Annotated in this window: 16 protein-coding genes and 1 tRNA gene; 1 reads left to right on the plus strand and 16 read right to left on the minus strand. The window is 66.7% G+C overall.

Annotation, left to right across the window (positions count from 1 at the left end):
- Position 1: 1 nt before the first annotated feature.
- The 9 genes from tuf to rplJ all read right to left on the minus strand — a co-directional run bounded on the left by tuf (position 2) and on the right by rplJ (position 14,550).
- Complete coding sequence (tuf, locus tag AAEX60_RS09715; RefSeq protein ID WP_342103050.1) at positions 2 to 1,195, minus strand: elongation factor Tu; 1,194 nt, start codon at positions 1,193 to 1,195, stop codon at positions 2 to 4.
- Between the two features lie 233 nt (positions 1,196 to 1,428).
- Positions 1,429 to 3,528 carry an elongation factor G gene (fusA, locus tag AAEX60_RS09720; protein WP_342103052.1) on the minus strand — a complete coding sequence of 700 codons (2,100 nt, stop codon included), beginning with the start codon at positions 3,526 to 3,528 and terminating at the stop codon, positions 1,429 to 1,431.
- 130 nt (positions 3,529 to 3,658) lie between these two features.
- Positions 3,659 to 4,129 carry a 30S ribosomal protein S7 gene (gene rpsG, locus AAEX60_RS09725; protein ID WP_342103054.1) on the minus strand — a complete coding sequence of 157 codons (471 nt, stop codon included), beginning with the start codon at positions 4,127 to 4,129 and terminating at the stop codon, positions 3,659 to 3,661.
- The gene (rpsL, locus tag AAEX60_RS09730; RefSeq protein WP_077340453.1) at positions 4,129 to 4,500 is read right to left on the minus strand and encodes a 30S ribosomal protein S12; all 372 of its coding nucleotides are present in this window, start codon (positions 4,498 to 4,500) and stop codon (positions 4,129 to 4,131) included. The genes rpsG and rpsL overlap by 1 nt, the downstream gene beginning before the upstream one ends.
- Positions 4,501 to 4,772: 272 nt before the next feature.
- The gene (locus tag AAEX60_RS09735; protein WP_342103055.1) at positions 4,773 to 5,438 is read right to left on the minus strand and encodes an MOSC domain-containing protein; all 666 of its coding nucleotides are present in this window, start codon (positions 5,436 to 5,438) and stop codon (positions 4,773 to 4,775) included.
- 174 nt (positions 5,439 to 5,612) lie between these two features.
- Positions 5,613 to 9,494, minus strand: a complete 3,882-nt coding sequence (locus AAEX60_RS09740; protein ID WP_342103056.1) for a DNA-directed RNA polymerase subunit beta' — start codon at positions 9,492 to 9,494, stop codon at positions 5,613 to 5,615.
- A 129-nt stretch (positions 9,495 to 9,623) separates the two neighbouring features.
- Positions 9,624 to 13,109: a DNA-directed RNA polymerase subunit beta gene (gene rpoB, locus AAEX60_RS09745; RefSeq protein WP_342103057.1), complete on the minus strand. Its 3,486-nt coding sequence runs from the start codon at positions 13,107 to 13,109 to the stop codon at positions 9,624 to 9,626.
- A gap of 361 nt (positions 13,110 to 13,470) precedes the next feature.
- On the minus strand, positions 13,471 to 13,869 hold the full coding sequence (gene rplL / locus AAEX60_RS09750; protein WP_342103059.1) for a 50S ribosomal protein L7/L12: 399 nt from the start codon (positions 13,867 to 13,869) through the stop codon (positions 13,471 to 13,473).
- 33 nt (positions 13,870 to 13,902) lie between these two features.
- Entirely contained in the window at positions 13,903 to 14,550 is a 648-nt protein-coding gene (gene rplJ / locus AAEX60_RS09755; protein ID WP_342103061.1) for a 50S ribosomal protein L10, read from the minus strand.
- Positions 14,551 to 15,303: 753 nt separating this feature from the next.
- On the opposite strand from rplJ, the gene AAEX60_RS09760 reads away from it, so the two are divergent.
- Positions 15,304 to 16,062: a C40 family peptidase gene (locus AAEX60_RS09760; protein ID WP_342103062.1), complete on the plus strand. Its 759-nt coding sequence runs from the start codon at positions 15,304 to 15,306 to the stop codon at positions 16,060 to 16,062.
- Positions 16,063 to 16,577: 515 nt separating this feature from the next.
- On the opposite strand, the gene rplA is transcribed toward AAEX60_RS09760, so the two are convergent.
- The 7 genes from rplA to AAEX60_RS09795 all read right to left on the minus strand — a co-directional run bounded on the left by rplA (position 16,578) and on the right by AAEX60_RS09795 (position 21,879).
- A complete protein-coding gene (gene rplA / locus AAEX60_RS09765; protein WP_342103064.1) occupies positions 16,578 to 17,282 on the minus strand; it encodes a 50S ribosomal protein L1 in 705 nt (234 codons plus the stop codon).
- Positions 17,283 to 17,403: 121 nt separating this feature from the next.
- The gene (gene rplK, locus AAEX60_RS09770) at positions 17,404 to 17,832 is read right to left on the minus strand and encodes a 50S ribosomal protein L11 (RefSeq protein WP_342103065.1); all 429 of its coding nucleotides are present in this window, start codon (positions 17,830 to 17,832) and stop codon (positions 17,404 to 17,406) included.
- 87 nt (positions 17,833 to 17,919) lie between these two features.
- Positions 17,920 to 18,780, minus strand: a complete 861-nt coding sequence (gene nusG / locus AAEX60_RS09775) for a transcription termination/antitermination protein NusG (protein WP_342103066.1) — start codon at positions 18,778 to 18,780, stop codon at positions 17,920 to 17,922.
- A 25-nt stretch (positions 18,781 to 18,805) separates the two neighbouring features.
- Positions 18,806 to 19,522, minus strand: a complete 717-nt coding sequence (gene secE, locus AAEX60_RS09780; RefSeq protein WP_342103068.1) for a preprotein translocase subunit SecE — start codon at positions 19,520 to 19,522, stop codon at positions 18,806 to 18,808.
- Between the two features lie 105 nt (positions 19,523 to 19,627).
- Positions 19,628 to 19,700, minus strand: a tRNA-Trp gene (locus AAEX60_RS09785).
- 98 nt (positions 19,701 to 19,798) lie between these two features.
- Positions 19,799 to 20,536 carry a WecB/TagA/CpsF family glycosyltransferase gene (locus AAEX60_RS09790; protein WP_342103070.1) on the minus strand — a complete coding sequence of 246 codons (738 nt, stop codon included), beginning with the start codon at positions 20,534 to 20,536 and terminating at the stop codon, positions 19,799 to 19,801.
- Between the two features lie 248 nt (positions 20,537 to 20,784).
- Positions 20,785 to 21,879 carry a UDP-N-acetylmuramate dehydrogenase gene (locus tag AAEX60_RS09795; protein WP_342103163.1) on the minus strand — a complete coding sequence of 365 codons (1,095 nt, stop codon included), beginning with the start codon at positions 21,877 to 21,879 and terminating at the stop codon, positions 20,785 to 20,787.
- Positions 21,880 to 21,939: the final 60 nt, after the last annotated feature.

The following is a 21,939-nucleotide window of genomic DNA, read 5'->3' on the forward strand; positions in this document are numbered from 1 at the left end:
GTCACTTGATGATCTTGGTCACGCGGCCGGCGCCGACGGTCCGGCCACCCTCGCGGATGGCGAACTTCAGGCCGTCCTCCATGGCGACGGGCTTGTTCAGGTGCACGGTCATGTCGGTGTTGTCACCGGGCATGACCATCTCGGTGCCCTCGGGCAGCTGCACGACGCCAGTCACGTCCGTGGTACGGAAGTAGAACTGGGGGCTGTAGTTGGAGAAGAACGGCTTGTGACGGCCACCCTCCTCCTTGGTCAGCACGTAGACGGAACCCTCGAAGTCGGTGTGCGGGGTGGTGGAGCCGGGCTTGATGACACACATGCCACGCTCGACGTCCTCCTTCTTGGTGCCACGCAGCAGCAGGCCGACGTTCTCGCCCGCGCGACCCTCGTCGAGGATCTTGCGGAACATCTCGACACCGGTGACGGTGCTGGACTGCTTCTCCTCACGGATGCCGATGATGTCGACGGTCTCGCCGGTCTTGACGACGCCACGCTCGATACGGCCGGTGATCACGGTGCCACGGCCGGTGATGGTGAAGACGTCCTCGACGGGCATCAGGAACGGCTTGTCGGTCTCACGCTCGGGCTGCGGGATGTACTCGTCGACAGCGTTCATCAGCTCGACGATGCTCTCGGCCCACTTGGCGTCACCCTGCAGGGCCTGGAAGGCCGACACGCGCACGACGGGGCAGTCGTCGCCATCGAAGTCCTGCGAGGACAGCAGCTCGCGGACCTCCATCTCGACGAGCTCGATGAGCTCCTCGTCGTCCACCATGTCGCACTTGTTCAGCGCGACGACGATGGCGGGCACACCGACCTGACGGGCGAGCAGCACGTGCTCGTGGGTCTGGGGCATGGGGCCGTCGGTGGCGGCGACCACGAGGATGGCGCCGTCCATCTGGGCAGCACCGGTGATCATGTTCTTGACGTAGTCGGCGTGGCCGGGGCAGTCAACGTGCGCGTAGTGGCGCTTCTCGGTCTGGTACTCGATGTGAGCGATCGAGATGGTGATGCCACGCTGGCGCTCTTCGGGAGCCTTGTCGATGTTCTCGAAAGCGAAGGTCTCGTTGAGATCCGGGTACGTGTCGTGGAGCACCTTGGAGATCGCCGCGGTGAGCGTGGTCTTGCCGTGGTCGATGTGTCCGATGGTGCCGATGTTGCAGTGCGGCTTAGTCCGCTCGAACTTGGCCTTTGCCACTGAGGGCTCCTTCTGGATTGCCGCCACGCTCTCCGCGGGGCGTACTTGGGTGTGAGCGGGGTGGGGAGATCCCACCCCGTTTCCTGACTTACTGGGCTTCGCCCCTGCTCAGCAGGCTGGGCAAGGGTACCGTCCAAGTTTTGTGCACCAAGGCGTCAGAGTCAAACTGATTCCCCGGTGCTGACCCGGCCGGGGCGGGAGATCGCTCCCCCGCCCCGGCCCGGCCGAAACCGTCACTCGCCGCCGCGAGCCTTCGCGACGATCTCGTCGGCGACATTCTTCGGGGTCTCGCCGTAGGAGTCGAACTCCATCGAGTACGAGGCCTGACCGGAGGTCTTGGACCGCAGGTCACCCACGTAGCCGAACATCTCCGACAGCGGGACCAGGGCGCGGACGACGCGGTTGCCGTGCAGCTCGTCCATGCTCTGGATGTGGCCACGACGGGCGTTCAGGTCACCGATCACGGTACCCAGGTAGTCCTCCGGGGTGGTCACCTCGACGGCCATCATCGGCTCCAGGATGGCCGGGTCGGCCTTCTTGGCGGCCTCCTTGAAGACCATCGAGCCGGCGATCTTGAAGGCCATCTCCGAGGAGTCGACATCGTGGTAGGCGCCGTCGGTCAGCGTCACCCGGATGTCCTCCACCGGGTAACCGGCCAGCACGCCGAACTGCATGGCGTCCTTGATGCCGGCGTCCACCGCGGGGATGTACTCCTTGGGGATGCGGCCGCCGGTGACGGCGTTGACGAACTCGTAGCCCGAGCCCGGCTCCAGCGGCTCCAGGTCCACGATCACCTTGGCGTACTGGCCGGAACCACCCGACTGCTTCTTGTGGGTGTAGTCGACCTTCTGCACCGCACGGCGCAGCGTCTCACGGTAGGCCACCTGCGGCTTGCCGATGTTGGCCTCGACCTTGAACTCACGCTTCATGCGGTCGATCAGCACCTCGAGGTGCAGCTCGCCCATGCCGGCGATGATGGTCTGGCCGGTCTCCTCGTCGGTGTGGACGCGGAAGGTGGGATCCTCCTCGGCCAGACGCTGGATGGCGACACCCAGCTTCTCCTGGTCCGACTTGGTCTTCGGCTCGATGGCCTGCTCGATCACCGGCGCCGGGAACTCCATCGACTCGAGGATGATCGGGTTGGCCGCGTCGCACAGGGTCTCACCGGTGGTGGTGTCCTTCAGGCCCATCACGGCGCAGATCATGCCGGCGCCGATCGACTCGATCTCCTGACGCTTGTTGGCGTGCATCTGGTAGATCTTGCCGATCCGCTCCTTCTTGCCCTTGGTGGCGTTGAGCACCTGGGTGCCCGCCTGCAGGACGCCGGAGTAGACGCGGATGAAGGTCAGCTTGCCCAGGTGCGGGTCGGCCGCGATCTTGAAGGCCAGGATGGACAGCGGATCGTCGTTGTTGGGGTGACGCTCCAGCACGGCGGACTCGTCGCCCGGCTTGAAACCCTCGATGGCCGGCACGTCCAGCGGGGACGGCAGGTAGTCGACGACGGCGTCCAGCAGCGGCTGCACACCCTTGTTCTTGAAGGAGGTACCACAGACGACGGCGTTGAACTGGTTGGCCAGCACACCCTTGCGGATGCCCGCCTTCAGCTGCTCGACGGTGGGCTCCTCGCCCTCCAGGAACATCATCATCAGCTCGTCGTCGGCCTCGGCCACAACCTCGAGCAGCTCGGCGCGGGCGGCCTTGGCCTGCTCCAGCATGTCGGCCGGGATCTCCTCGACCTCGTACATCTCACCCAGACCGGTCTCACCGTGGTAGACCTTGGCGTTCATCTCCACCAGGTCCACGACGCCCTTGAAGTCGGCCTCGGCACCAATCGGGAGCTGGATGATGGCCGGGGTGGCCATCAGGCGCTCGCGGATGGTCTTGATGCAGTGGTCGAAGGACGCGCCGGTGCGGTCCAGCTTGTTGATGTAGCAGATGCGCGGCACGCCGTACTTGGTGGCCTGACGCCACACGGTCTGGCTCTGCGGCTCCACGCCGGCCACACCGTCGAAGACGGCCACGGCACCGTCGAGCACGCGCAGCGAGCGCTCCACCTCGACGGTGAAGTCCACGTGGCCGGGGGTGTCGATGATGTTGATCTGGGTGTCGTGCCAGAAGCAGGTGGTGGCGGCGGAGGTGATGGTGATGCCACGCTCCTGCTCCTGCTCCATCCAGTCCATGGTGGCGGCGCCGTCGTGCACCTCACCGATCTTGTGGGTGATGCCCGTGTAGAACAGGATGCGCTCGGTAGTGGTGGTCTTGCCGGCGTCGATGTGGGCCATGATGCCGATGTTGCGGACCTTGGCCAGGTCAGTCTTCAAGTCGATGGCCACAGGGCTTCAACCTCAAATCTTTGAATGGGTTCGAACAGGTTTGGACGTGCAACACGTCCGGGAGGAGATTCTACCCATCCCGGACGTGATGAATGCCCCAGCACCGGCTGACCGGCGCTGGGGCGGTTGATCACCAGCGGTAGTGGGCGAACGCCTTGTTGGCTTCGGCCATCTTGTGAGTGTCCTCACGCTTCTTGACCGAGGCGCCCAGACCATTGGAGGCGTCCAGGATCTCGTTCATGAGGCGCTCGGCCATGGTCTTCTCCCGACGGGCGCGGGAGAAGCCGACCAGCCACCGCATGCTCAGGGTGGTGGCGCGAGCGGGCTTGACCTCGATCGGCACCTGGTAGGTGGCGCCGCCGACGCGACGGGACTTGACCTCAAGCGAGGGCTTGATGTTGTCCAGAGCGCGCTTCAGGGTCTGCACGGGATCGACACCGGTCTTCTCGCGGGTGCCCTCCAGCGCGGTGTAGACGATGTCCTGGGCGGTGGTCTTCTTGCCGTCCAGCAGGATCTTGCTGACCAGCTGGGAGACCAGCGGCGAACCGTAGACCGGATCGACGATGACGGGGCGCTTGGGCGCCGGACCCTTGCGAGGCATTACTTCTCCTTCTTCGCGCCGTAGCGGCTGCGAGCCTGCTTGCGGCCCTTGACACCCTGGGTGTCGAGCGAACCGCGGATGATCTTGTAGCGAACGCCGGGCAGGTCCTTCACACGACCACCGCGCACCAGCACCATCGAGTGCTCCTGCAGGTTGTGGCCCACGCCGGGGATGTAGGCGGTCACCTCGATCCCGGAGGAGAGGCGGACACGGGCCACCTTGCGAAGGGCCGAGTTCGGCTTCTTCGGGGTGGTGGTGTACACACGAGTGCACACGCCACGACGCTGGGGCGAACCCTTGAGCGCGGGGGTCTTGTTCTTGCTGACCTTGTCAGTGCGGCCCTTGCGGACCAGCTGCTGGATTGTAGGCACCGGCTGGTATCTCTTTCGTTGTCTGGATGGTCTTACCCTGGCTTGCAGCTCCCGCGCCTCAGTTGTGGACCACCGTTATCCCCAGCTGGTGCAGTTGTCTGCAGTGCGAACTCCGCACCGTTGTCCCCCACCTCGCAACGTTTAGGCGGGCGACCCCACTGCCAGGGCACGCACAAAGGCCCGATCCGATCGAGCACAGGTCACAAATTTACTCGACGGGCGTCGCTGGGTCAAAACGTGTCACCCAGCATGCGCTGGCTACGGCCGTCAGGTCACGACAGGTCCGTGGTGACGCGGCCCGCCAGCTTCTCCCGGACGTCGGCCGCCAGCAGCTCGCCCGCCGCCAGCACCCGGGACGCCAGCTCGGGCCGGGTGGTGCGGGCCCAGAAGAGCTCGCGGATGCTGACCCCGTGGCCGGGCACCTCCACCCGGGCCACCGGCATGCCCGGCTCGATCCGGCCCGGCCGCAGCACCCGCAGGTAGCTGCCGGCGCCGCCCGCCCGGGTGAACTCCTTGATCCAGCCCGGCCGCTCGGCCACCCGCTGGAAGGTGCGGCACGGGATCCGGGGCACGCTCACCTGCAGCAGCGCCTCCCCGACGGCCCAGCACTCCCCCACGATCGAGGCGTTGACATCCCAGCCGACGGTGGTCAGGTTCTCCCCCATCCAGCCCGGCGACAGCTCCCGCCCCAGTCGTCGGCTCCACAGGTCCAGGTCTTCCCGGCCCACCGCATAGACCGCCTTGTCCGTACCCCCGTGGTGTTTGCGATCCCCGACGAAGTCACCCTCCACCCCCGAGAGCCGGGGGCCGTCCGGCGTGCGTGGGCCGGGATCGCTGACCCGGATGGAGCCCACCGGGCGCTTGTCATGTCCCGTCGGGATGCCATAGCCGCCCAGGTCTTCACGGGGCTGTCCGACATTCACCGAGAGGATGCGCATGCCGGCCACGCTAGCGGCCCGATGCCAGGGAGCCCAACCACGACGTCCGGGCCTCGCGAGGCCCCTCGACAGGTTCGGGGATCATGTGTGGCAGACGCGCTCGCAGATCCTTGGGGAACGGCACTGGGGCGCCTCCCCGCAGGGAGACGCCCCAGTGGACATCAGAGGTCAACCTCAGCGCATGTCGCCGAAGTCCAGGTCCTCCAGCGGAACCGCCGCGCCCGTGCCCGACCCGAAGTCGTAGTCGAACGGGTCGTAGCTCATGGTGAAGGCGGTCGCCTTCGCCTCCGCGGTGGGCTCCACCCGGATGTTGCGGTAGCGGTCCAGACCGGTACCGGCCGGGATCAGCTTGCCCAGGATCACGTTCTCCTTCAGGCCCACCAGCGAGTCCGACTTGCCATGGATGGCGGCGTCGGTCAGCACCTTGGTGGTCTCCTGGAAGGAGGCCGCGGACAGCCAGGACTCGGTGGCCAGCGAGGCCTTGGTGATGCCCATCAGCACCGGACGACCCTCGGCGGGCTTGCCGCCCTCGGCCAGCGCCGTGCGGTTCTGGCTCTCGTAGGTCGGACGGTCGACGAGCTCGCCGGGCATCATCTGGGTGTCGCCGGAATCGATCACGGTCACCCGACGCAGCATCTGCCGGATGATGATCTCGATGTGCTTGTCGTGGATCGGGGCACCCTGCGTGCCGTAGACCCGCTGGACCTCCTCCACCAGGTGCTCCTGCACCTTGCGCACACCGCGAACCCGCAGCACGTCCTGGGGGTCCAGGGTGCCGGCCGTGAGCTGCTCGCCGGCCTCCACGTGGTCGCCGTCCTTGATGGAGTGCTTGACGCCGTTGGCGTCCTCGAACTCCAGACGGGCGCGACGCGGCACCGGGTACTCGAGGTCTTCCTGGCCGTCGTCGCGCTTGACGATGATCTTGCGCGAACGGTCGCCCTCCTCGATCGTGACCCGACCGGCAGCCTCGGCCATCGGGGCCTTGCCCTTGGGCTGGCGGGCCTCGAAGAGCTCGACCACTCGGGGCAGACCCTGGGTGATGTCGTCACCGGCCACACCACCGGTGTGGAAGGTACGCATGGTGAGCTGGGTACCGGGCTCGCCAATGGACTGGGCAGCGACGATACCGACGGCCTCGCCGACGTCCACCAGCTTGCCGGTGGCCAGGCTGCGGCCGTAGCACATGGCGCAGGTGCCGGTGGCGGCCTCACAGGTCAGCACCGAGCGGACCTTGGCGGTGGAGATGCCGGCCTCCACCATCGCCTTGATCTCCACGTCACCCAGGTCGGTGCCGGCGGGGACCACCACAGTGCCCTGCTCGTCGGTGGCGTCCACCGCGAGGGTACGGGCGTAGACGGCGGTCTCCACATTGCCCAGGGCCCGCAGCACGCCGGCCTCGTCAACCTCCGCGATCGGCTTGGTCAGGCCACGCTCGGTCTGGCAGTCCTCCTCGCGGATGATCACGTCCTGGCTGACGTCCACCAGACGACGGGTCAGGTAACCCGAGTCGGCGGTGCGCAGCGCGGTGTCGGCCTGGCCCTTACGGCCACCGTGGGTGGAGATGAAGTACTCCAGCACCGACAGGCCCTCACGGAAGTTGGACTTGATCGGGCGGGCGATGATCTCACCCTTCGGGTTGGCCACCAGGCCACGCATGGCCGCGATCTGACGCATCTGCGTCATGTTTCCTCGAGCACCGGAGTGCACCATCATGAAGATCGGGTTGGTCGCGGTGAAGTTCTTCTCCATCGCGGTGGTCAACTCGGCGGTCGCGTCGGTCCAGATCTGGATCAACTCCTGGCGACGCTCATCCTCGGTCACCGCGCCACGCTCGTAGAGCTTGTCGATCTTGGCGGCCTTGGCGTCGTAGGAGGCAATGATCTCCGGCTTGTTCGGCGGCGTCTGCACGTCGCCGATGGAGACCGTCACGCCGGAGCGGGTGGCCCAGTGGAAGCCCAAGTCCTTCAGGTTGTCCAGGGTCTGGGCAACCAGCACCTTCTGGTAGCGCTCGGCCAGGTCATTGACGATGGCGCCCAGCTGCTTCTTGCCGACGGTCTCGTTGATGAACGGGTAGTCGGCCGGCAGCGCCTCGTTGAAGATGGCGCGGCCCAGCGTGGTCTCCAGGATCACGCTGCCGTCGGGACGCACCTCTGCGCCCTCGGGAGCAACGATGTCCTTCAGCCGCAGCTTGATCGGGGCGCCCACCAGCAGCTCCTTGCGGTCGAAGGCCATCAGGGCCTCGGACAGCGAGGAGTAGGCATTGCCGGCACCGGCGCCCGCACGTTCCTGGGTCAGGAAGTACATGCCGATGATCATGTCCTGGGTCGGCAGGGTGACGGGACGGCCGTCGGCCGGCTTCAGGATGTTGTTGGTGGACAGCATCAGGATCCGGGCCTCGGCCTGGGCCTCGGCCGACAGCGGCAGGTGCACGGCCATCTGGTCACCGTCGAAGTCGGCGTTGAAGGCGGTGCAGACCAGCGGGTGCAGCTGGATCGCCTTGCCCTCGATCAACTGGGGCTCGAAGGCCTGGATGCCCAGACGGTGCAGGGTAGGTGCACGGTTCAGCAGCACCGGGTGCTCCTTGATGACCTCTTCCAGGACATCCCACACCTGGGGACGCTGACGCTCCACCATCCGCTTGGCGCTCTTGATGTTCTGCGCGTAGTTCAGGTCATCCAGCCGCTTCATCACGAAGGGCTTGAACAACTCCAGGGCCATCGCCTTGGGCAGGCCGCACTGGTGCAGCTTGAGCTGCGGACCCACCACGATCACGGAACGGCCGGAGTAGTCCACGCGCTTGCCCAGCAGGTTCTGGCGGAAACGGCCCTGCTTGCCCTTCAGCATGTCGCTGATGGACTTCAGCGGGCGGTTGCCCGGGCCGGTGACCGGACGGCCACGACGGCCGTTGTCGAACAGCGAGTCGACGGCCTCCTGCAGCATCCGCTTCTCGTTGTTCACGATGATCTCGGGCGCACCCAGGTCCAGCAGCCGCTTGAGGCGGTTGTTGCGGTTGATCACGCGACGGTACAGGTCGTTCAGGTCCGAGGTGGCAAAGCGGCCACCGTCCAGCTGCACCATCGGACGCAGGTCCGGCGGGATGACCGGGACGGCGTCCAGCACCATGCCGGCCGGGGAGTTCTTGCCGTCCAGGAAGGCGGAGACCACCTTCAGCCGCTTCAGGGCGCGGGTCTTGCGCTGGCCCTTGCCGGTCTGGATGGTGTTCTTCAGGTTCTCGGCCTCGGCGGTCAGGTCGAAGGTGGCCAGGCGACGCTTGATCGCCTCGGCGCCCATGAAGCCCTCGAAGTACTTGCCGAAGCGGGCCTTCATCTCCCGGTAGAGGATCTCGTCGCCCTCCAGGTCCTGCACCTTCAGGCCCTTGAACCGGGTCCAGACGGCATCCAGGCGGTCCAGCTCGCGCTGGCTGCGGTCCCGGAGCTGCTTGAGCTCCTTCTCCGCGCCGTCGCGCACCTTCTTCTTGATGTCGGCCTTGGCGCCCTCGTTCTCCAGCTGCTCCATGTCAGCCTCGAGCTTGGCCATCCGGGCCTCGATGTCGGCGTCGCGGCGCTGCTCCAGGCGCTTGCGCTCGTTCTCCACCTTCGCCTCCAACGAGGGCAGATCCCGGTGCCGGGCATCCTCGTCGACGGCGGTGATCATGTAGGCGGCGAAGTAGATGACCTTCTCCAGGTCCTTCGGGGCGATGTCCAGCAGGTAGCCCAGCCGGCTCGGGACGCCCTTGAAGTACCAGATGTGGGTCACGGGGGCGGCCAGCTCGATGTGGCCCATCCGCTCGCGACGGACATTGGAGCGGGTGACCTCGACGCCACAGCGCTCGCAGATGATGCCCTTGAAGCGCACCCGCTTGTACTTGCCGCAGTTGCACTCCCAGTCCCGGGTGGGACCAAAGATCTTCTCGCAGAACAGGCCGTCGCGCTCGGGCTTCAGGGTGCGGTAGTTGATGGTTTCCGGCTTCTTGACCTCGCCGTGCGACCACTCGCGGATCTGGTCGGCTACAGCCAGGCCAATCCGGAGTTCGTCGTAGAAGTTCACGTCCAGCACGTTGGTTCTCTTTCTCCTGGTGGTTCAGGAAACTTCAGATGTCTGAGTACTTGTCTTGACTGAGTCGCGCGGCGGGGCCGGCCGGTGAGGGCCGGCCCGCCGGGCGAGGACGCGGTGCGTCCCTGGTACTCAGACTTCGTCGACGACCGCGAACGAGTCGCTGCCGGGACGACGGGAGAGGTCGATGCCGAATTCCTCGGCGGAGCGGTAGTCATCCTCGCTGTCGCGAAGCTCCACCACCGTGCCGTCGCTGGAGAGGACCTCCACGTTCAGGCACAGCGACTTCATCTCCTTCACCAGAACCTTGAAGGATTCCGGGATGCCGGGCTCGGGGATGTTCTCGCCCTTGACGATGGCCTCGTAGACCTTCACGCGGCCGGGGACGTCGTCGGACTTGATGGTCAGCAGCTCCTGCAGGGCCCAGGCGGCGCCGTACGCCTCCATGGCCCACACCTCCATCTCACCGAAGCGCTGGCCACCGAACTGCGCCTTGCCGCCCAGCGGCTGCTGGGTGATCATCGAGTACGGGCCGGTGGAACGGGCATGGATCTTGTCATCCACCAGGTGGTGCAGCTTCAGCATGTACATGTAGCCGACGCCCACCTTCTCCGGGTACGGCTCGCCGGAGCGGCCGTCGAAGAGCCGCGCCTTGCCGTCGCGGTCCACCAGGTGGTCCCCGTCGCGGGTGGGGATGCCGTTCTCCAGCAGGCCGGAGATCTCATCCTCGTTGGCGCCGTCGAAGACCGGGGTGGCCAGGCGGGAATTGCCGTCGACGTGACCCAGACCAACCTCGCGCAGGCGCTCGGCCCACTCGCCCTCGACCCCGTCGATGTCCCAACCGGTCTTGGCGATCCAGCCCAGGTGGTTCTCCAGCACCTGGCCGACGTTCATTCGCGACGGAACACCCATCGGGTTCAGCACGATGTCGACGGGGGTGCCGTCCTCCAGGAAGGGCATGTCCTCCACGGGCAGGATCTTGGAGATGACGCCCTTGTTGCCGTGACGGCCGGCCAGCTTGTCACCATTGGAGATCTTGCGCTTCTGCGCCACGTAGACGCGCACCAGCTGGTTCACGCCCGGAGGCAGCTCGTCGCCCTCCTCGCGGTCGAAGACCCGCACGCCAATCACGACGCCGGTCTCACCGTGCGGCACCTTCATCGAGGTGTCGCGGACCTCGCGGGCCTTCTCACCGAAGATGGCACGCAGCAGCCGCTCCTCCGGGGTCAGCTCGGTCTCGCCCTTCGGGGTGACCTTGCCCACCAGGATGTCGCCGGTACCGACCTCGGCGCCGATCCGGATGATGCCGCGCTCGTCCAGGTTCGCCAGCATCTCCTCGGAGACGTTCGGGATGTCCCGGGTGATCTCCTCGGGGCCCAGCTTGGTGTCGCGGGCGTCCACCTCGTGCTCCTCGATGTGGATCGAGGTGAGCACGTCGTCCTGCACCAGGCGCTGGCTCAGGATGATGGCGTCCTCGTAGTTGTGGCCCTCCCAGCTCATGAAGGCGACCAGCAGGTTGCGGCCCAGGGCCATCTCGCCACCGTCGGTGCACGGGCCGTCGGCCAGCGGAGTGCCGACCTCGACGCGCTGGCCCTGGCTCACCAGCGGGCGCTGGTTGATGCAGGTGCCGGCATTGGAGCGCTTGAACTTCTGCAGCTGGTAGGTCTGGTAGGTGCCGTCGTCGCAGGCCACGTCGATCAGGTCGGCGGACACGCTCATCACCACACCGGCCTTGTCGGCCACGGTGACGTCACCGACGTCGATCGCCGAGCGGTACTCCATGCCGGTGCCGACGAAGGGAGCCTCGTTGCGCAGCAGCGGCACGGCCTGACGCTGCATGTTCGCGCCCATCAGGGCCCGGGAGGCGTCATCGTGCTCCAGGAAGGGGATCAGGGCCGTGGCCACGGACACCATCTGGCGCGGGGAGACGTCCATGTACTCGACGTCGTCGCGCGGGACGGTGTCGACATCGCCGTGCTTGATCCGGACCAGCACGCGCTCCTCGGCGAAGCGGCCGTTCTCATCAATCTCGGCATTGGCCTGTGCGATGACGTAACGATCCTCCTCGTCCGCGGTGAGGTAGTCGATCTGGTCGGTGACCGAGCCGTCGACGACCTTGCGGTACGGGGTCTCGATGAAGCCGAAGGCGTTCACCCGGGCGAAGGAGGCCAGCGAGCCGATCAGGCCGATGTTCGGGCCTTCCGGGGTCTCGATGGGGCACATGCGGCCGTAGTGCGACGGGTGGACGTCACGGACCTCCATGCCGGCGCGGTCACGGGACAGACCGCCCGGGCCCAGCGCGGACAGACGACGCTTGTGGGTCAGGCCCGCCAGCGGGTTGTTCTGGTCCATGAACTGGGACAGCTGCGAGGTGCCGAAGAATTCCTTCAGCGCCGCGGTCACCGGACGGATGTTGATCAGGGTCTGCGGGGTGATCGCCTCGATGTCCTGGGTGGTCATCCGGTCCCGGACCACGCGCTCCATCCGGCCCAAGCCGGTGCGCAGCTGGTTCTGGATCAGCTCACCCACGGTGCGCAGGCGACGGTTGCCGAAGTGGTCGATGTCGTCCTCTTCAACCAGGATCGGCTGCCCATCGCGCTCGATCTCGGTCTTGCCCTCGTGCAGCGCCACGACGTAGTGGATGGCCGCGACGATGTCGTCGACGGTCAGCACCTGCTGGTCGAAGGGCAGGCCCAGACCCAGCTTCTTGTTGATCTTGTACCGGCCGACCTTGGCCAGGTCATAGCGCTTGGGGTTGAAGTAGTAGTTCTTCAGCAGCGCCTCGGCGGCGTCACGGGCCGGCGGTTCGCCGGGACGCAGCTTGCGGTAGATGTCCAGCAGGGCCTCGTCCTGGGTGGAGACGTGGTCCTTCTCCAGGGTCTGACGGATGGACTCGTACTCGCTGAACTCCTCCAGGATCCGCTCGTCGGTCCAGCCCAGGGCCTTGAGGAGCACGGTGACGTTCTGCTTGCGCTTGCGATCCAGCCGGACACCCACCATGTCCCGCTTGTCCACCTCGAACTCCAGCCACGCACCGCGCGACGGGATGATCTTGCAGGTGAAGATGTCCTTGTCCGAGGTCTTGTCCGGGGTCTGCTCGAAGTAGACGCCCGGGGAACGAACCAGCTGGGACACGACGACACGCTCGGTGCCGTTGATGATGAAGGTGCCCTTGTCCGTCATCAGCGGGAAGTCGCCGATGAAGACGGTCTGGCTCTTGATCTCGCCCGTGTCATTGTTCATGAACTCGGCGGTGACGAAGAGCGGGGCCGCATAGGTGACATCGCGGTCCTTGCACTCCTCCACGGAGTACTTGGGGCTCTCGAAGCGGTGGTCGCGGAAGCTCAGCGACATGGTCTCGGAGAAGTCCTCGATCGGGGAGATCTCCTCGAAGATCTCCTCCAACCCGGACTTGGTGTTGACGTCGGTGCGTCCCGCGGCCAAGGCCTCGTCGACGCTGGTGCGCCAGGCCTCGTTGCCGATCAGCCAGTCGAAGGACTTCGTCTGGAGGTCGAGCAGGTTGGGGACTTCGAGAGGTTCATGGATCTTCGCGAAGGAAATTCGTCCGCTGGTGGAGACGACATTCATGTTCTTCGACGCAGTGCGCGAGGCGGCCAAGATATTGGTCCTTCCAAGAACTCGGAAAGGGTTCTTTGCATGCAGAACGACCCGAGTCAAGTCACGGGTCGACAGTTTGGCGATGGGGCAAAAAAGCACACTACGCGAACAGGGTGGGAAAATCAACACGAGCGCACAGCGGCGCTCCGGCCCACCACCGTGTCAGGCACCGCGTCCTTGCGATGCGCCCCTCCGAGTGCTGCCAACTCTAGCGGCTGGCGACGGTCAGGCAAAGGGCGGGCCCGGCGTGCCGCCCCGGCCAGCCCGCCCGGCGAGGGGACGCTCCAGACAGAAAGAAGCCAGGGCGGCCGGTTTCCCGGCCGCCCTGGCGACATTCAGCGCTCCCCCGCGGGGGATGGGGTCACTTGACGGTGACGGTGGCGCCGGCAGCCTCGAGCTGCTCCTTGGCCTTGGCGGCAGCCTCCTTGCCGACCTTCTCCAGGACGGGCTTGGGGGCACCCTCGACGAGGTCCTTGGCCTCCTTCAGGCCGAGGGAGGTCAGGGCGCGCACCTCCTTGATGACCTGGATCTTCTTGTCGCCGGCAGCCTCGAGGATGACGTCAACCTCGTCGGAGCCCTCGTCGGCAGCGGCGGCGTCGCCACCGGCAGCGCCACCGGCCGCGGGAGCGGCGGCAACGGCAACCGGAGCAGCGGCGGTGACCTCGAAGGTCTCCTCGAACTGCTTGACGAACTCGCTGAGCTCGATCAGGGTCATCTCCTTGAAAGCGTCAAGGAGCTCTTCAGTGCTGAGCTTGGCCATGATGGTCCTTTCGTATTTCTGTCTGATGCAGCGTCAGTTGGCCGCGTCGGTGTTGTCAGCAGCATCAGCTGCATCTGCCGCATCAGCGGCGGGTGCCTCCGAGGTGGCCTCGGCGGCTTCCTGGTCAGCCGCGGGCGCCACACCGGCGCCAGCGATGATCGAGGGGTCCTGCTGGGCCTTGGTCTCCAGGGCACCCAGGGCGCGAGCGGCCTGGGCGAGCGGAGCGGCGAACAGCTGGACGGCATGCTGCGGAGCGCCCTTCATGGCACCCGCGAGCTTCGCGAGGAGGACCTCACGAGACTCGAGATCAGCAAGCTTCTTGACCTCATTGGCGTCAAGGACCTTGCCGTCCATGACACCACCCTTGATGACCAGGAGGGGGTTGGCCTTTGCGAAATCACGCAGACCCTTCGCAACGGTGGCAACGTCACCGTTGATGAAGGCGATGGCGGTCGGGCCGGTGAGCTGCTCGTCGAGCCCCTCAATGCCGGCTTCCTTGGCCGCGATCGTGGTCAGGGTGTTCTTCGCAACGGCGTAGGTGGCGTCCCCACCAAGCGACCTGCGCAGTTCCTTCAGGTTGCTCACGGTGAGTCCGCGGTACTCGGTCAGCACGGCTGCATCGGCGTTGGTGAAGCTCTGCTTCAGCTCATCGACCGCAGCCGCCTTGTCTGGCCTAGCCATTGGGTCTCCTTCCCACTTCCTGTTGTCCGCGAGCCACCCCGAGGGGCGACCCGCCTGTGCCTCAACCGTTGACGCGCGACAGGCCCGGAACAACAAAAAAGCCCCGGCGCACAAGTGGCGCGGGGCAACTTCCAGACCCGACATCCTGACCTTGCGGCCCAGTTGTCTCATCTGGGAATCGAACTGCGTTCACCTGCGCGGGCGTCCAGCCAATCTCTCGACTGCACATTCATCACTACCAGCGGTCTTCGGCCCTGCAACTGTAGACCGTCGTCGACGCCAAGTACAAATCCGGCCAGAACCACGCCGACGAGGAGCCGGCGGGGCGCCAGCCAGCACGACGAGGCACCGCGTGGACCCAGGCAAGACGCCAGCGCCCAAGCAAACAGGTTGACCCACACACCACGTCGGCCCAGATACCACGCGAACCCAGGCAAAGCTGAGACATCCTCAGGCCGGGCTGTCGGGGATCACCGGGGCAGAACTGCGAGGTTGCAGGGGTTTCGCTGTGACATTTATCACTCAACAATTTTCGCGTGGCGCGAAATGGCTTGCCAGCGTGGAGTCGCCGGCCTGCGACCCATGCCACGGACCACCCTGAGCAATCCTTAATGAAGCCTGAGAGTTGGCGAAGAACGTTCAGGGCCGTAGTGTTCCCGTGTCGCCCCACCTGGGAGGCACCGAGAAACACCGCGAAAGACGGCCGCTCACCCACTGCAGCGGCCGACACCATTCAAGGGGAATCACGAACACATGACCAAGCTCCGCAACACTGTACTGGCCGCCTCGGCCACCGCCGCCGTCGGCTTCAGCACCTTTGCTGTGGCAGCTCCCGCTGAGGCAGCCAACTGCTCCAGCACCGCCAAGAACGTGTACTGCTCCATGCAGAACGCCCGCAAGATCACCAAGAATGTCTCGTACGGCCAGAGCGGCAGCTCGGTGCGGTACCTGCAGCTGGCGCTGAACCAGGTGGGCTACAAGGTCCAGGTGACCGGCTACTTCGGTGGCCAGACCAACTCCCAGCTGCGCAACTACCAGGCCTCCCGCGGCCTGGGCCGGGTCAGCCGGCTGGACCCCCGCACCCTGCACGCCCTGCGCAAGGGTGCCGGTGCCAAGGTCACCACCAGCCCCAAGCGCAGCGTCACCAGCAGCTACACCGGCTCCAGCGCCAAGGGCTCGCGTGCGGTGTCCTTCGCCTACGCCCAGATCGGCAAGCCCTACCGCTACGGCGCCACCGGCCCCTCCTCCTACGACTGCTCCGGCCTGACCGGTGCCGCCTGGCGCTCGGCCGGCAAGAGCATCCCGCGCACCAGCTACGCCCAGCTGAGCGGCCTGAAGCGGGTCAGCAAGTCCAGCCTGCGCCCCGGTGACATCGTCGGCTTCTACGGCGGCGGCCACGTCGGCCTGTACGTCGGCAACGGCAAGGTGATCCACGCTCCCCGCACCGGCCAGAACGTGAAGGTCGCCTCGGTGAACTCGATGCCCTTCGCCGGCGCCGTGCGCCCCGCCTGATCACAGGACCATTCGCCGCAGCAGCGGCCAGCCCCGTGCCCGGCTCCCCCACCAGGGAGCCGGGCACGGGGCTTCTTGGTGAAAGGCCCTGCCCTTGGGTGTGTGGACTGTTGGACGACGGGCTGCTGCCAGTCATGCCCACAATGGCGAGGCAGGGTGCTCTGGGGGTCCTTGGGTCTGGACTCCTGAGCCACCGACCACGGCGCACCAGATGCTGCACGTCGCTCCGCCCGAGGCACCACGCGCCCCGCATACCGCGCGCAGGGTGCAAGGGCTGGCACAGCATGCAGCAGCGGGTGCACGGTGCGGGTGGCTGGCCCCGACCGGATCGGCCACGGCAACCAAGGCCCATCCCCGACGTCGATCCGCCCGGCCACCAGGACCGACCCCCCGACCCCCGACCCCCTTGCCGCCCGACGTCGACCCGCCCGGCCCCGTGGCTGAGCGCTGGGGCGGGGATGCAGAACTCCCCGCCGCCCTCAGGGCGACGGGGAGTTGTGGTGCTACGGGGGTGATCAGGCCTGCTCGGCCGGCTTCACCTTGGTGGGGTCGATCTGGACGCCGGGGCCCATGGTCGAGGAGATGGTGATCTTCTTCAGGTAACGACCCTTGGAGGCGTTCGGCTTGAGCCGCAGCACCTCGTCCAGGGCGGCGAAGTAGTTGTCCACCAGCTGCTTGGCGTCGAAGGAGGCCTTGCCCACCAGCAGGTGCAGGTTGGCGTGCCGGTCCACGCGGAACTCGATCTTGCCGCCCTTGATGTCGCTGACGGCCTTGGCCACGTCCATGGTGACGGTGCCGGTCTTCGGGTTCGGCATCAGGCCACGCGGGCCGAGCACGCGGCCCAGACGGCCGACCTTGCCCATCAGGTCCGGGGTGGCCACGACGGCGTCGAAGTCAAGGTAGCCGCCAGCCACCTTCTCGATCAGCTCGTCCGAGCCAACCTCGTCCGCACCGGCCGCCTTGGCGGCCTCGGCATTGGCGCCGTTGGCGAAGACAAGGACCCTTGCCGTCTTGCCGGTGCCGTGCGGGAGGTTGACCGTGCCGCGGACCATCTGGTCCGCCTTGCGGGGGTCGACGCCGAGCCGCATGGCGACATCGATCGTCTCGTCGAACTTGGCCGAGACGCCGTCCTTGACCAGCTGGATGGCCTCCTCCGCGGAGTACAGCTGGTTCTCGTCACGCTTCTCGGCTGCGGCCGTGTAGGCCTTGCTGCGCTTCATTGATCTGGTTCCTTTGTTCTTGTCTGCAGTCAGCCTCGTGGGCTGATCCACCAGGTGCTGGTGCGGACCGCGCCGGCCCTCCCAGCGGGGAGCGTCACCCGGGCAGTTGCCCGGGCGAGGGTCACTCGACGGTGACGCCCATGGAACGAGCGGTGCCGGCCACGATCTTCATGGCGGCCTCGATGTCGTTCGCGTTCAGGTCGGGGAGCTTGGTGGTCGCGATCTCACGCACCTGGTCGGCGGTGAGCTTGCCCACCTTGTCCTTGTGCGGCACCGACGAGCCCTTGCTCAGACCGGCAGCCTTCTTGATCAGCTCGGCGGCCGGCGGGGTCTTCGTGATGAAGGTGAAAGTGCGGTCCTCGTAGATGGTGATCTCGACGGGGACGATGTTGCCGCGCTGGTTTTCCGTCTTGGCGTTGTAGGCCTTGCAGAATTCCATGATGTTGACGCCGTGCGGGCCGAGGGCGGTACCGACCGGCGGTGCGGGAGTGGCTGCACCCGCCTGCAGGGCGACCTTGACGAGCGCCGCTACCTTCTTCTTGGGAGGCATGTTTGGGTCCTTTTCTTGGCTGGGCCACGCGGGCTGCGTGGCCACTGGTACTGCGCTGGCCGGGCTGGCGGCTCGGCCGGGCGTGAACTAGATCTTGGCGATCTGCGGGAAGGTCAGGTCGACCGGGGTCTCGCGACCCAGGATCTCGACCAGGGCCTTGAGCCGCTGGCTGTTCACGTTGATCTCGGTGATGGTGGCGTGGACGCCCGCGAACGGGCCGTCGGTCACCTGGACGGAGTCGCCGACCGCGAAGTCCACGACCTCCACCTTCTTGCGGGTCCGCGGGGTCGGGGTGGTCTGCTCGGACGCGACGCGCGCCATCACGGACGGAGTCAGCATCCGCTCCACCTCCTCCAGGCTCAGGGGGACCGGCGTCTGGGCCTGCCCCACGAAACCGGTGACGGACGGGGTGTGGCGCACGGTGGACCAGGACTCGTCGGTCAGGTCCATCCGGACCAGGACATAGCCGGGCAGCACGGTGCGGGTGACGGTCTTGCGGGCGCCATTGCGGATCTCCACCGCCTGCTCCGTGGGGACCACCGTCTCGAAGATGTAGTCCTCCATGTTCAGGGTCTGCACCCGGGCGTCGAGGTTCTGCTTCACCCGGTTCTCCATGCCGGAGTAGGTGTGCACGACGTACCAGTCGCCGAACTTGGTGCGCAGTTCCTGACGGAGCTCCTCGAGGGCCTCCTCCAGGGCGGCGTCGGCATCCTCGCTGCTCTCGGCCGGCTCGTCATCCTCGGACTGCTCGTCCTCGTCGTCGCCGAAGTTCAGCTCGATCTTGTCGGCCTCGTCGGCAACGTCCTCGCCGAAGTCGAGGTTCAGCTCGGCCTCGGGCGCCTCAGCCTCCTCGGCGTCGTCGAACTGCCCCAGGTCAATCTCCACCTCGGGGTTCTGCTCGGCGGACTCGTCGAATGCGGACTCGTCGAATTCAGGGTGATTGGTCACGTGATTCTCCGTAGCTAGGGCTGGGTCACTTGCCGAGGAACTTCAACAGCACCCAGCCGAAGGCGGGGTCCAGAAGACCGACATAGGCAACGATGAACAGGACGAACAGCAGAACCACGACGAAGTACTGGCTGAGCTGCGAGCTGGTGGGCCAGATCACCTTGCGAAGCTCATCCACCGACTGGCCGACGAAGGCAGCGGGCGTGGTCCGCTTGACCGCCACCTCCGCGGAGGAGGACGAGGAGACCCTGGCCGACCGGTTCTTGCGGACCGGTGCCGGGACGGGGCTCGCGCTCGACGCCTCCCCGGAGAGCGTCTGGCTGGCGGGCTGCGGCCGGTTGCGACGCACCGGCTTGGGCATGCTGGGCCGCTCCTCCGGCGTGGCCACCGGCTCGGTGGTGGCGGCCTCGGCAGCGTCGCCCTGGGCGCCCTGCTCGGCCGCCGACTGGGACCGCTTCTTGCGCACCGGACGCGATGACCGGGCACGGGCCGCGACGGCCTCGGCGTCGGCCAGCTGCTGCGGGTCGTCGATCACCATGTCCTCGGGATCGGCGTGGCCGGGAGTGCGGTCCGCGACGGGTTCTCCGGAGAGCTCCTCCGCCTCGTCGTCCATGATGTCGCCCACCGGGCCATCCTCGGCGTGCCGGGCGAGATTCTCGCCCGACGGATCCGACTCGAACGGCTCTGGTACCGACTCGTACTCGGCGTCGTCAAAAGACTTACGCGTCTGGTCGTCGGCCACAGTGTTCCTTCGTTCGCGCCTTTCGGCTTGTGTCGGTGACCCGTGCGATTGGGCCGGACGTGCCCCCGATGGGGATTGACTGGTCGGCAGGTGAGACCTGCTTCGCAGGGCAAGAGGGACTTGAACCCCCAACCTGCGGTTTTGGAGACCGCTGCTCTGCCAATTGAGCTATTGCCCTTCGATGCCACCCGGGGGTGCCACCAAGATGAAAAGTGTAGTTGCTTTGCGGCCAAGAGTCGAACTGGGCATCAGCACGAGCACACGACCCCCTGCACTCTAGCGCTTCCGGCGCAAGCCCTTCACCGCCGACGCGGCAACCATCCGCGCGGCGTAGGGCACGTCGTCCACCAGGTAGCGCTTGGCCATCCGTCGCGGTTCCAGACCAAGCCGGTGCAACCACTCCGCCCCCAGCTTCTGCAGCGTCGGGTGCGCCCGCGGGGTCTGGCCGGCGGCCATGTCCAGCGCGCCGCCACAGCCCATGAACCAGGCCCCGGGCAGCGTCGGCATCAACTCCAGGGCCACCCGCTCCTGCTTCGGGAAGCCCAGGGCCACGAAGACCAGGTCCGGCTGCAGCTCCAGCAGGCGGGCCTTCAGCCGCGCCAGGTAGGCCTCGTCCTTCTCGAAGCCGAAGGGCGGGCACTCGGTGCCCACCAGCTCCAGACCCGGGTACTGCCGGACGAACTCCTGGCCGGCCCGCTCCGCGATGCCCGGCCCCGCGCCCAACAGGAAGACCGTGCGCCCACGCCGGGAGGCGGCTTCGGACAGGTGCCAGACCAGGTCGGCGCCAGTGACTCGCTCGGGCAGCGGCGTGCCCTGCAACCTGCTTGCCCAGACCAGCGGCATCCCGTCGGGGACGATCATGGTTGCCCGGGTCCTCAGGTCGGAGGCGTCGGGACGGCTCATCCGGTACATGATGTCCACGTTCGCGGTGAGCAGCAGCCCGCCCCGCCCCCGGTCCAGCTCCGTCATCACGACGTCGACGGTCTCCCGCCAGGTGAGCGCATGGATGCGCACGCCATCGAGCATGATGGTGGGCAGAGTCCGCTCAAATAGCCTGTGCATCATAATTCTCCCCCGAGACGACTTTCGGCCACCTGTTCAGGCGGCCGACATCCCTGACCCTACGGGATATTTGGGGCGAGTTCAGATGGCCATGCGACCAACTGGCCGTCACCCGTCGGGGGATCCCCGGGGTGACGGCCAGCTGGGCAGCGGCCCCGCTCGGAGGCCGGATCACACCCCGGCGGGTGGGGAATTCACGCTCAGATCCGGCACCCGACCAGCACCGGCTCCGGTTCCAGCACCACGCCGTAGCGCTCGCTCACCCCGTCGCGCACCACCCGGGCCAGTTCCAGCAAGTCCTCAGCATTGGCGCCGCCCCGGTTGGTGAGCGCCAGGGTGTGCTTGGTGGACAGGCTGGCCCGCTCACCCACCGAGAATCCCTTGCCGAAGCCGGCATGGTCGATCAACCAGGCCGCGGAGGACTTGACCAGCCCCGGGCCGGCCGCGAAGCGCGGGGCCTCGGGGGGCAGCGTCGCAGCCCGACCTTCGTCGAGGATCGGATTGGTGAAAAAGCTGCCCGCGCTCCAGGTGTCGTGATCGGCCGGATCGCTCACCATGCCCTTGCCGGACCGCAGCGCCAGCACGGTCTGGCGCACCTTCTTGGTCTCGGCCTTCTGGCCCACTTCGACGCCCAGCCGGCTGGCCAGTTCCTGGTAGCGGATGGGGGCCGAGAAATTCCCCAGTTCCAGCTGGAACATCACCTCCAGCACCACATAGCGTCCGGTCGGGCCCCCGTCGGGCATCCGGGTGCGCTTGAAGACCGAATCCCGGTACCCGAAGCCACATTCGGAATTGGTGAAGGTGCGGTACTCCCCCGTCTGGCGGTCCAAGGTGCGCACCCGGTAGATGGTCTGGGAGACGTCACTGCCATAGGCGCCGACATTCTGGATCGGGGTGGAGCCCACCAGCCCGGGAATCCCGGACAGCGTCTCCAACCCGTACCACTCCTGTTCCAGGGTGAAGGCGACGAAGTCATCCCACACCTCACCCGCGGCGACGGTGACCACGGCCCCGCCACAGCCCGCCACGTCCGCGCTGATCCCGCGCGTTGCCACCTTCACGACGGTGCCCCCGAAGCCCTCGTCGGCCACCAGCAGGTTGGATCCCCCGGAGAGCACCAGCAGGGGCTCCCCCGCCTGGTCGGCCTCCCGGACGGCGGCCACCAGTTCGGCCTCGGTGGTGGCCACCACCAGCTTGCGCGCCGGCCCGCCCACCCGGAAGGTGGTGTGGTCGGCCAACTCCACCGAATCGCCCACCGGCTCCCGCGGGGTGAGGGGGGCGTCGACGTGCCACATGTCGCACGCATTGTCGTCGTTCTGCCCGTAGTCGTCGTCCACCAGGTTGATCAGCCCCGA

Source organism: Luteococcus sp. H101, from assembly GCF_038433155.1.
GTDB lineage: Bacteria > Actinomycetota > Actinomycetes > Propionibacteriales > Propionibacteriaceae > Luteococcus.

Excerpts from the sequence above, each read along its gene's own strand:
- rpsG (WP_342103054.1), bottom strand. The coding sequence starts at position 4,129 with ATGCCTCGCAAGGGTCCGGCGCCCAAGCGCCCCGTCATCGTCGATCCG.
- AAEX60_RS09735 (WP_342103055.1), bottom strand. The coding sequence starts at position 5,438 with ATGCGCATCCTCTCGGTGAATGTCGGACAGCCCCGTGAAGACCTGGGC.
- rplL (WP_342103059.1), bottom strand. The coding sequence starts at position 13,869 with ATGGCCAAGCTCAGCACTGAAGAGCTCCTTGACGCTTTCAAGGAGATG.
- rplJ (WP_342103061.1), bottom strand. The coding sequence starts at position 14,550 with ATGGCTAGGCCAGACAAGGCGGCTGCGGTCGATGAGCTGAAGCAGAGC.
- AAEX60_RS09760 (WP_342103062.1), top strand. The coding sequence starts at position 15,304 with ATGACCAAGCTCCGCAACACTGTACTGGCCGCCTCGGCCACCGCCGCC.
- rplA (WP_342103064.1), bottom strand. The coding sequence starts at position 17,282 with ATGAAGCGCAGCAAGGCCTACACGGCCGCAGCCGAGAAGCGTGACGAG.
- rplK (WP_342103065.1), bottom strand. The coding sequence starts at position 17,832 with ATGCCTCCCAAGAAGAAGGTAGCGGCGCTCGTCAAGGTCGCCCTGCAG.
- AAEX60_RS09795 (WP_342103163.1), bottom strand. The coding sequence starts at position 21,879 with ATGTGGCACGTCGACGCCCCCCTCACCCCGCGGGAGCCGGTGGGCGAT.